Annotated in this window: 9 protein-coding genes and 1 pseudogene; 9 read left to right on the top strand and 1 reads right to left on the bottom strand. The window is 32.9% G+C overall.

What is annotated here, in order from left to right; translation table 11 throughout:
• The 5 genes and pseudogenes from ACKOWY_RS09965 to ACKOWY_RS09945 all read left to right on the top strand — a co-directional run.
• Positions 1-1,083: pseudogene (locus tag ACKOWY_RS09965) on the top strand (ribonucleoside-diphosphate reductase subunit alpha); the annotation flags it as partial.
• A 110-nt stretch (positions 1,084-1,193) separates the two neighbouring features.
• A complete protein-coding gene (locus ACKOWY_RS09960; protein WP_408941295.1) occupies positions 1,194-1,415 on the top strand; it encodes a hypothetical protein in 222 nt (73 codons plus the stop codon).
• Between the two features lie 15 nt (positions 1,416-1,430).
• A complete protein-coding gene (locus ACKOWY_RS09955) occupies positions 1,431-2,765 on the top strand; it encodes a deoxyguanosinetriphosphate triphosphohydrolase (RefSeq protein ID WP_408941296.1) in 1,335 nt (444 codons plus the stop codon).
• A gap of 133 nt (positions 2,766-2,898) precedes the next feature.
• Positions 2,899-5,667 carry a T9SS-dependent M36 family metallopeptidase gene (locus ACKOWY_RS09950; protein WP_408941294.1) on the top strand — a complete coding sequence of 923 codons (2,769 nt, stop codon included), beginning with the start codon at positions 2,899-2,901 and terminating at the stop codon, positions 5,665-5,667.
• Positions 5,668-5,815: 148 nt separating this feature from the next.
• Positions 5,816-6,019: a hypothetical protein gene (locus ACKOWY_RS09945; protein ID WP_408941293.1), complete on the top strand. Its 204-nt coding sequence runs from the start codon at positions 5,816-5,818 to the stop codon at positions 6,017-6,019.
• Positions 6,020-6,048: 29 nt separating this feature from the next.
• Here the strand turns inward: ACKOWY_RS09945 and ACKOWY_RS09940 are convergent, their stop codons facing one another.
• Complete coding sequence (locus ACKOWY_RS09940) at positions 6,049-6,633, bottom strand: riboflavin synthase (RefSeq protein WP_408941292.1); 585 nt, start codon at positions 6,631-6,633, stop codon at positions 6,049-6,051.
• 61 nt (positions 6,634-6,694) lie between these two features.
• On the opposite strand from ACKOWY_RS09940, the gene pdxA reads away from it, so the two are divergent.
• From pdxA to ACKOWY_RS09920, 4 genes are all read left to right on the top strand, one after another.
• Complete coding sequence (gene pdxA, locus ACKOWY_RS09935; protein WP_408941291.1) at positions 6,695-7,738, top strand: 4-hydroxythreonine-4-phosphate dehydrogenase PdxA; 1,044 nt, start codon at positions 6,695-6,697, stop codon at positions 7,736-7,738.
• A 98-nt stretch (positions 7,739-7,836) separates the two neighbouring features.
• On the top strand, positions 7,837-8,379 hold the full coding sequence (locus tag ACKOWY_RS09930; RefSeq protein WP_408941290.1) for a YceD family protein: 543 nt from the start codon (positions 7,837-7,839) through the stop codon (positions 8,377-8,379).
• 9 nt (positions 8,380-8,388) lie between these two features.
• On the top strand, positions 8,389-8,583 hold the full coding sequence (rpmF, locus tag ACKOWY_RS09925) for a 50S ribosomal protein L32 (protein ID WP_408941289.1): 195 nt from the start codon (positions 8,389-8,391) through the stop codon (positions 8,581-8,583).
• Positions 8,584-8,724: 141 nt separating this feature from the next.
• Positions 8,725-9,723 carry a beta-ketoacyl-ACP synthase III gene (locus ACKOWY_RS09920; protein ID WP_408941288.1) on the top strand — a complete coding sequence of 333 codons (999 nt, stop codon included), beginning with the start codon at positions 8,725-8,727 and terminating at the stop codon, positions 9,721-9,723.
• Positions 9,724-9,828: the final 105 nt, after the last annotated feature.

Genomic DNA, 9,828 nt, shown 5'->3' with positions numbered 1-9,828 from the left:
CCAATGTTTGTAGAAAATAACCAATTCAACCACGAATTATTATTCAACGTAACCAAACGAGTTACCAGAAACCTGAATAAAGTAATCGATAGAAATTACTATCCAGTAAAAGAAGCCGAGAACTCTAACATGCGCCACCTTCCGGTAGGATTGGGAGTGCAAGGCTTAGCGGATGCTTTTATTTTATTAAGAATGCCATTTACCAGCGACGAAGCCAAAAAATTAAATCAAGAAATATTCGAAACCTTATATTTTGCAGCCGTAACCGCTTCTATGGAAATGGCGAAAGAAGAAGGATCTTATTCAAGCTTTAAAGGTTCTCCTATATCAGAAGGGTTATTTCAACACAACCTTTGGAACATTAAAGACGAAGAACTTTCTGGAAGATGGGATTGGGCTAGCTTAAGAAAAGAGGTAATGAAACATGGAGTAAGAAACTCTCTTTTAGTTGCGCCAATGCCAACAGCTTCTACATCTCAGATTCTTGGAAACAACGAAGCTTTTGAACCGTACACTTCAAATATTTATACGCGTAGAGTATTATCTGGAGAATTTATTGTGGTGAACAAACACTTATTAAATGATCTTGTTGAGCGTGGATTATGGAATGAATCATTAAGACAGGAATTAATGCGTCATAACGGATCGGTTCAAGGATTGAATATCCCAGAAGATTTAAAAGAATTGTACAAAACAGTTTGGGAAATGTCTATGAAAGACATCATCGACATGAGCCGTCACAGAGGTTATTTCATTGACCAATCGCAATCGTTAAACTTATTCATGCAAGATGCTAACTATGCTAAATTAACTTCGATGCATTTTTACGCTTGGAAAAGCGGCTTAAAAACCGGAATGTATTATTTAAGAACGAAAGCAGCAGTTGATGCAATTAAGTTTACTTTAAATAATGATAAAAAAGAAGAACCACTTAAAGTTGAGGCCCTTCCAGCAGACGCGGTTGAGGTTGTTGCTCCAGTTGAAAATGGAGAAATGACTGCAGAAGATTTTGCTGCCATGATTGAGCGTGCTCGTAATGCTGCAGGTAGTGGTGGAGATGACTGCGAAATGTGTGGTTCTTAATTTGAAAATTAATTTATTGAATATTATAAAACAGCTGTCACATGATAGCTGTTTTTGTTTTAGCATAATACTATTTCAATTCGTACATTTGAAACAAATAATAAAAAACAATGGCTAAAGAAAAAGGAATTTACACCGGAATAATTGAAAAGGATGAAAACGGAAATTATTTTTGTGGGGAATATTTATTAGATTATCAATACACCGAAGCAAGTTTTAAATTAGGGGATGAGATTAATATTAAAAGTGTCATTGCTAATCCGAGTGATAAAAGCTATAATCAATACCCAAAGAAATCTAGAAATTTCTTTCTGTCAAATAAAAAGGAATAAACACATACTTATATGATGCACTGGGAACAATTGTTGTCTCTAAAAAGACAAGGCGACACAAGTAAACGACTAAGAACGGAGCAAGATGATACCCGATTGGGATTTGAAGTAGATTATGATCGAATAATATTTTCGGCGCCTTTTCGTAGTTTGCAAGATAAAACACAAGTAATTCCGCTTTCAAAGACGGATTTTGTGCATACGCGATTAACTCACAGTCTAGAAGTTTCGGTTGTAGGCCGATCAATTGGAAGATTGGTTGGAAAAAAAATCATAGAAAAATACCCACACCTCAAAGAAATTCATGGATTTCAAGCCAATGATTTTGGAGCTATTGTAGCTGCAGCTTCTTTAGCCCATGATATTGGAAATCCTCCTTTTGGACACTCGGGAGAAAAAGCTATTGGGGAATATTTTTCTATTGGAAATGGTCAAAAATACAAAGACCAATTAACCAAAAAAGAATGGCAAGATTTAATAGATTTTGAAGGCAATGCCAATGGATTTTCGGTATTAACAAGTCCGCGGCTAGGAATAGAAGGAGGACTTCGATTAACGTATGCAGTCTTGGGTGCATTTATGAAATACCCAAAAGAAAGTTTGCCCAAAAAGCCAACCCAAAATATTTCTGATAAGAAGTATGGCTTTTTCCAATCGGATAAAGAATCCTTTAAAGAAGTTGCTGAAGAATTGGGGTTAATTCCAAATAAAACAGGTGACGATATAGGTTATGAAAGACATCCTTTGGCATATTTGGTAGAAGCGGCAGATGATATTTGTTATACCATTATTGATTTTGAAGACGGAATCAATTTGGGATTGGTTTCAGAAGATTATGCCCTTGAGTATCTTATTAAATTAGTAAAAGATACAATTGATACGCCAAAATACCAATCATTAACCAATAAAGAAGATCGCATAAGTTACCTTAGAGCTTTGGCAATTGGCAATTTAATAAACGATGCAGTTCGCGTATTTATTGAAAATGAAGAAGCTATTTTAAAAGGTGATTTTCCTTATGCATTAATGGATAAAAGTAAATATAAAGCACAAATTGATGACATCATTCAATTGAGCGTGAAGAAGATTTATCAAAGCAGAGAGGTTATTGAAAAAGAGCTTACAGGATATCAAATCATCAATAATTTATTAGATAAATTCTGTACGGCATACAATAATGACTTTGATGGCGTCAAAACCAATTATGATTCTTTATTATTAAAAATATTGCCTGAAAAACATTTGGTGAAAAAAGAAAGCACTTATGAGAGATTGCTTCATATTTGTCATTTTGTATCCTTATTAACGGATGGTAAAGCAGTACTTTATAACAAAATTATTACGGCATAAAGTTGTTAATTTTTTGATTTTCTGATACATTAATTGTATTTCGAAAAAAAATAAATTATGTTTGTGCCACTTAACCAACAATTTATATTATAAATTGAAATTCATCCATATGGATTTCTAAAAAAATTATATCATGAATAAAAAAATTACATCAGTATTAATGCTTTTGTTTACAGTATTAGGTTTTTCTCAAGTGAGTAAAGAAAAAATCCAATCGTATTTAGATCAAAACAAAGCAAAATTCAATTTAACTAGCCAGGATATTAATGATTGGTACATCCAAAGTACTGGTAGTTCTGAATCTACAAATATTGATACCTATTGGTTAGCACAACAATATCAAGGTATTGAAATATACAATGCAGTTTCAAATGTTTGGGTAAAAAACGATGAAATCATTAATGTGTTAAATGGTTTTATTCCAAATATTAGTCAAAAAGCAAATACAACAACTCCAAGTTTATCTGTTGTTGCTGCATTTCAAAAAGCATTAATGGCCTTAAATGAAAGTCCAATTTTCACTGATATTACGGAGACTATCAGCTCTAAAGAATATAAATTATCAAATGGAAATTTAACTGAAGATCCTATTACCGCAAAATTAGTTTTTCAACCGGTTTCTAATTCATTAAAACTAGCTTGGAATTATACTTTTTATACTCAAGATTACAAACATTTATGGAGCGTTAGAATCGATGCTGTAAATGGAACTCTTTTAGAGAAAAAAGACATGGTAATTTCATGTGATTTTGGTCATAGTTCTGCCTCTAGTGCAAAATCTAATTTTTCATTTTACAAGAACTTATTTAAAGAAGAAAGTGTATTTTCTCCAATACAAGTTCAAGGAGGATCTTACAGAGTTGTTCCTTTTAATTATGAAAGTCCAAATCATCACTCAAGAGATTTAATCGCAAATCCTGAAAATCCAACAGCTTCTCCAAGAGGTTGGCATAATGCAAATACTTTAACGGGTACCTCTGCAGCATTAAATTATACTTATACAAGAGGAAATAATGTTTGGGCTAGAGCAGATTATGGAAATACTAATCCTACTTCAACTTCTGCTACTTCAACAGCTACTGGGTACGCGCCAACTAATACGGGTCTTGTTTTTGATTATCCTTATCCTGGAACTTCAGTTGCAGCAAACACATATATTGATGCATCTTGTACTAATTTGTTTTACATGAATAATGTACTACATGATTTATGGTTTCAATATGGATTTAATGAAGCAAATGGTAATTTCCAAAATAACAATTATACTACTGTAACAGCTCCTGCTGCTGGAGATTTCGTATATGCAGATGCTCAAGATGGATCTACTGCAGCTACTCCAACATTAAATAATGCAAATTTTAGTACCCCTGTTGATGGTTCAAAGCCAAGAATGCAAATGTATTTATGGAGTTATAGAAAAATCACACAGTTACTTACAATTAATTCTCCAGCTGAAATAGCAGGCCCAGAGTATGCAAGTGATAACGGATTTAATCCAGGTCACGTTAATGTTCCTGTTGCGCCAGCAAGTATTGAATCAGATATTATTCTTTATGATGATGGAACTCCAGATGTGGGTCAAACTGACAATGCAGATGGATGTGCGGCAGCAGTAAATGCAGCAGCAATTAATGGTCACATAACTATTATTAGAAGATCTACTTCGGTAGCAAATGGAGGTAACCCTTGTACGTTTGTTGCTAAAGCACTTAATGCAAAAGCTGCTGGTGCCACTGCAGTTATAATAGTAAATAATGATGTTACAGCCCCAAATGCAAGTATAGGTATGTCGGGTGCAGATGCTAACATTACTATTCCTGTAATTAGCATTTCTTTAAATAATGGTGAGGCAATTATTAATAAAATAAAATCTGGTGTTGTAGTAAACGGAAAAATTCAATCACCAACTGCACTTGAAGTGTTTGTTAACACAGATGGGGATTTGGATAATGGAGTTATTGCTCACGAATTTGGTCATGGAATCTCAACTCGTTTAGCTGGAGGAAGAGCAAATTCTAGTTGTTTACAAAATGAAGAACAAATGGGTGAGGGTTGGTCTGATTGGTTTGCCTTGATGTTATCAATTAAACCAGGTGATGTAGGGGCAACTCCAAGAGGGATGGCTACATTTGTAATTAATCAAGATATTACTGGAGATGGATTACGTAATTATCCATATTCTACGGATATGACAGTTAATCCAGAAACTTTTAACACTGTAAATCTTAATCAAGTTGATAACGGATCAGGTGTAATGGTTACAGAAACACACAATGTGGGAGAAGTATGGGCAACAATGCTATGGGACTTAACTTGGGCTTACATCAATAAATACGGATATGATGATAATAAATATACAGGAACAGGTGGAAACAACAAAGTAATGCGATTGGTGTTAGACGCAATTAAATTACAACCTTGTAGTCCTTCTTTTGTTCAGGCTAGAGATGCAATATTAGCAGCTGATTTAGCTACAACTAACGGACAAGATTATTGTTTAATTTGGGAAGTATTTGCTAGAAGAGGACTTGGATTAAATGCTAGTTCTGGAGATAATAACAATTCAATTGATGAAGTGGAAGATTTTACAATTCCTACGCCAGGTGCAACTCCTGCAACTGGATCTAACTGTACGTTAAGTGTAAACTATTTTGAAAATCAAGAATTATTTAGAGTTTACCCAAATCCAACAAACGGTTTCTTAAATGTAAGAATCAATAATTATGTTGGTAAAGCAACTATTCAAATAATCGACATTAATGGAAGAATTGTAGAAGAATACAATAATGAAGATTTTAATGTTGAAAAAGCTTTAAACTTAAACAACTTACAAGATGGAATTTATGTGCTAAAAGTAAGTGGAGACAAAATGAACTTCACTCAAAAAATAGTTAAAAACTAATATTCCATTAAAAAAACAATAAAGCCGTCTCAAGTAATTGAGGCGGCTTTGTGTTTATAAAACATCCTTTTCGGAAAAACAATTTTTTGTAAAATTATTTATTTAAATAAATTTTGATACAGCGTTTTTTTTTTTACTTTTACGGACTATGAAAATTCAAATGGGGAAAATAGTATTAGCATGTTTCGTGTTATTGATTTGCAATAGTAGTTTTGCAAGCAATAATCCGCCGCAACCTGCTGCTCCAATTCCACCACCTTCATTGCCAATATCAAATGAAATGATAGTTTTAGTAATTGCAGGATTACTATTTGCATTCTATAAATACAAAAAAAGCTTCAAGATTTCTTGAAGCTTTTTTATTTATGGTATAATTATTTATTAAAGAGAATGTAATCTTGCAACATATTTCCCAATTACATCAAATTCCAAGTTAACTTTAGTGCCAATTGAAAAAGTTTTAAAATTAGTATGCTCATAAGTATACGGAATAATAGTAACACTAAATTCATTTACCAAAGAATTCACTACTGTTAAACTAACGCCATTTACTGTAATAGAACCTTTTTCAATTGTAATATTGTTTAAGCTAGCATCATAGGAAAATGTATATAGCCAACTGCCATTTGTTTCTTCGATTGATTTGCAAATTCCTGTTTGATCAACATGTCCTTGAACAATATGTCCGTCAAGTCGGTCACCAAGCTTCATAGCGCGCTCTAAATTGATGTAATCTCCTTCTTTCCAATCACCCACATTTGTCTTGTCTATAGTTTCTTGAATGGCAGTTACGGTATACATTTCGTTTTCTATTGAGACAACCGTAAGACAAACTCCATTATGAGCAACACTTTGATCTATTTTTAATTCGCTTGTTAGTGGGCAACTAACAGTAATATGTAAGTTTCCATCTTGTTTTGTAAGCCCATTTACAATTCCAAGCGTTTCAATAATTCCTGTAAACATTTGTCGTTTTATTTTACTAAATTTGCATTTCAAAAGTAGGAATAAATAAGAAACAACCCACATGAAAAAAGCAGAAAATATAATCGTTGGAATTTCAATTGGAGATTTAAACGGTATTGGAAGCGAGGTAATATTAAAAACATTTGAGGACACTCGAATGTTAGAACTTTGCACGCCTGTAATTTTTGCAAATGTTAAGATTGTTTCGTTTATCAAAAGAAACTTAAATTCGGAAGTAGCACTTCACGGAATTGATCGAATAGACCAATTAATTAAAGGGAAGATTAATGTACTTAATGTTTGGAGAGAAGGTGTTGATATCAACTTTGGTCAAAACGATGAAACGGTTGGAAAGTATGCAATCAAATCATTTATGGCCGCTACGGCAGCTTTGAAAGATGGCTTGGTTGATGTGCTAGTAACTGCTCCTATTAACAAATACAACATCCAATCGGATGAATTTAAATTTCCAGGGCATACCGATTATTTAGATAAAGAATTAAGTGGTGATGCCTTAATGTTCATGGTACAAGACAATTTAAGAGTTGGATTACTTACAGACCATGTACCGGTTAATGATGTTGCAAAACACCTAACAGAGAAGCTAATTACTCAAAAAATAGAAACCATTAATTTATCTCTAAAACAGGATTTCAAAATAAATAAACCAAAGATTGCGGTATTAGGATTAAATCCACACGCTGGTGATAGTGGAATTATAGGAAATGAAGAAGAGACCGTAATTAAGCCTACCATTAAGAAGTTATTTGAAAAAGGAATTTTTGTTTTCGGACCTTATCCTGCAGATGGATTTTTTGGGAGCGGTCAATATGAAAAATTTGATGTAGTTATAGCTTCCTATCACGATCAAGGTTTAATTCCTTTCAAAACATTATCTTTTGGTTTAGGAGTAAACTATACTGCGGGTTTAAATAAGATAAGAACTTCCCCAGACCACGGAACTGCATATGAAATTGCAGGAAAAGGAGTAGCCGATTTTGGTTCGTTTAAAGAAGCGGTGTATTTGGCATTAGATATTTTTCATGCTCGAAATGAGTATGTTGAATTGACCAAAGATCCTTTAAAAACGAAAGAAAAAAAGTAATATTCAAAAAAATACCGATAAGTCTTTTAGATTTATAATAAATTTATATCTTTGCACTCCCAAAGCTGAATCTTCAGTTAGGGCAAATTGATGAAATAATGAAAGTTACAAATGAATTTTTTATTCCTTTCATAGGATTAAAGTTAGGAAAACATCCATTTGAATTTCAAATCAATAAAGCGTTCTTTGATAAATTTGAATATCACGAATATGAAAATTGTGCTATTCAAGTAAATGTAGTTTTAGAAAAAAAAAGCACCATGTTGGAGCTTTCCTTTAAGCACAAAGGAACTGTTACAGTACCTTGTGATTTAACTAATGAAATCTTTGATTTACCAATCAAAGGAAAAATTAAATTAGTTGTAACATTTGGGGAAGAATTCAACGATGATAATGAAGAACTTTTAGTGCTTCCGCACGGCGAGCATCAAATAGATATAGCACAATATATTTATGAAATGATTATATTGTCGGTTCCAATTAAAAGAGTTCACCCTGGGATAAAAGACGGGACTCTTCAAACCGAGGCTTTAAAGAAACTTTCAGAACTTACGATTAAAGAACAAAAAATAGAAAATAAAAAAGAAGAAAATATTGACCCTAGATGGGACAAATTAAAACAACTATTAACGGATAAATAATATAGTAAAATGGCACATCCTAAGAGAAAAGTCTCCAAAACAAGAAGAGACAAGAGAAGAACACATTATAAAGCAACTGCAGCAACCATTGCAACTTGTCCAATTACAGGAGAAGCACATTTATACCACAGAGCTTACTGGCATGAAGGTAAAATGTACTATAGAGGACAAGTAGTTATCGATAAATCTGAGGCTGTTGCTTAATCTATATTTAAATTTACATTTAAACTCTCACTTCCTGTGAGAGTTTTTTGTTTTTTATGAATTTTAAATTATAACTAAATATTTTTTTGTAAATTCCACCTCTTTTAATTTACAATAAAAAAGAGGCGCTAAATCAACATTATGAATACAATTACAGCTGCAATTACCGCTGTCGGGGGGTATGTTCCAGATTTCGTTTTATCTAATCAAGTTCTAGAAACTTTAGTAGATACTAATGATGAGTGGATTACATCAAGAACCGGAATTAAAGAAAGAAGATTACTAAAAGATCATGGAAAAGGAACTTCCTATTTAGCAATAAAAGCTGCTCAAGATTTAATAAAAAGAGGAAACATTAATCCGGCTGAAATAGATTTAGTGATAATGGCTACCGCAACACCAGATATGCCTGTTGCAACAACTGGGGTATATGTAGCAACTCAAATAGGCGCTGTAAATGCATTTGCTTATGATTTATCTGCTGCTTGTTCTAGTTTTCTTTACGGAATGTCTGCTGCTGCTGCCTATGTTCAATCGGGTAGATATAAAAAAGTATTGTTAATTGGAGCCGATAAAATGTCTTCAATTATTGATTATACCGATAGAGCAACATGCATCATTTTTGGAGATGGCGCAGGGGCTGTATTATTTGAACCAAATTATGAAGGATTAGGATTACAAGACGAATACCTTCGTTCGGATGGGATAGGTAGAGAATATTTAAAAATTGATGCAGGTGGATCTATTTTACCAGCATCTAAAGATACAGTTGAAAACAGTCAGCACTTTGTTTTTCAAGATGGAAAAACGGTTTTCAAATATGCAGTTTCTGGAATGGCAGATGTAAGTGAAAAAATCATGCAACGCAATAATCTAACAAAAGAGGATGTAAGTTGGTTAATTGCGCACCAAGCAAATAAAAGAATTATTGATGCCACAGCCTCTAGAATGGAACTTGAAGAAGATAAAGTATTGGTTAATATTCAAAAATATGGAAATACTACTTCAGCAACATTACCCTTGTTGCTAAGTGATTTTGAAGATAAATTTAAAAAAGGAGATAATCTTATTTTTGCTGCTTTTGGTGGTGGATTTACATGGGGTTCAATCTACCTTAAATGGGCTTATAACAAACAATAAACTATAACTAAAACAATTAATTATGGATTTAAAAGAAATTCAAAATCTAATTAAATTTGTATCCAATTCTGGAGGCTGTGGCATCAATAATTCTTTTATTTGCTT

Origin of the sequence: Flavobacterium sp. (assembly GCF_046073885.1) — a bacterium.
Lineage (GTDB): Bacteria > Bacteroidota > Bacteroidia > Flavobacteriales > Flavobacteriaceae > Flavobacterium.
The sequence above is the reverse complement of the archived record's forward strand: the minus strand, read 5'-3'. Positions and strand labels throughout refer to the sequence as shown.

Excerpts from the sequence above, each read along its gene's own strand:
- ACKOWY_RS09960 (WP_408941295.1), top strand. The coding sequence starts at position 1,194 with ATGGCTAAAGAAAAAGGAATTTACACCGGAATAATTGAAAAGGATGAA.
- ACKOWY_RS09955 (WP_408941296.1), top strand. The coding sequence starts at position 1,431 with ATGCACTGGGAACAATTGTTGTCTCTAAAAAGACAAGGCGACACAAGT.
- ACKOWY_RS09950 (WP_408941294.1), top strand. The coding sequence starts at position 2,899 with ATGAATAAAAAAATTACATCAGTATTAATGCTTTTGTTTACAGTATTA.
- ACKOWY_RS09945 (WP_408941293.1), top strand. The coding sequence starts at position 5,816 with ATGAAAATTCAAATGGGGAAAATAGTATTAGCATGTTTCGTGTTATTG.
- ACKOWY_RS09940 (WP_408941292.1), bottom strand. The coding sequence starts at position 6,633 with ATGTTTACAGGAATTATTGAAACGCTTGGAATTGTAAATGGGCTTACA.
- pdxA (WP_408941291.1), top strand. The coding sequence starts at position 6,695 with ATGAAAAAAGCAGAAAATATAATCGTTGGAATTTCAATTGGAGATTTA.
- ACKOWY_RS09930 (WP_408941290.1), top strand. The coding sequence starts at position 7,837 with ATGAAAGTTACAAATGAATTTTTTATTCCTTTCATAGGATTAAAGTTA.
- rpmF (WP_408941289.1), top strand. The coding sequence starts at position 8,389 with ATGGCACATCCTAAGAGAAAAGTCTCCAAAACAAGAAGAGACAAGAGA.
- ACKOWY_RS09920 (WP_408941288.1), top strand. The coding sequence starts at position 8,725 with ATGAATACAATTACAGCTGCAATTACCGCTGTCGGGGGGTATGTTCCA.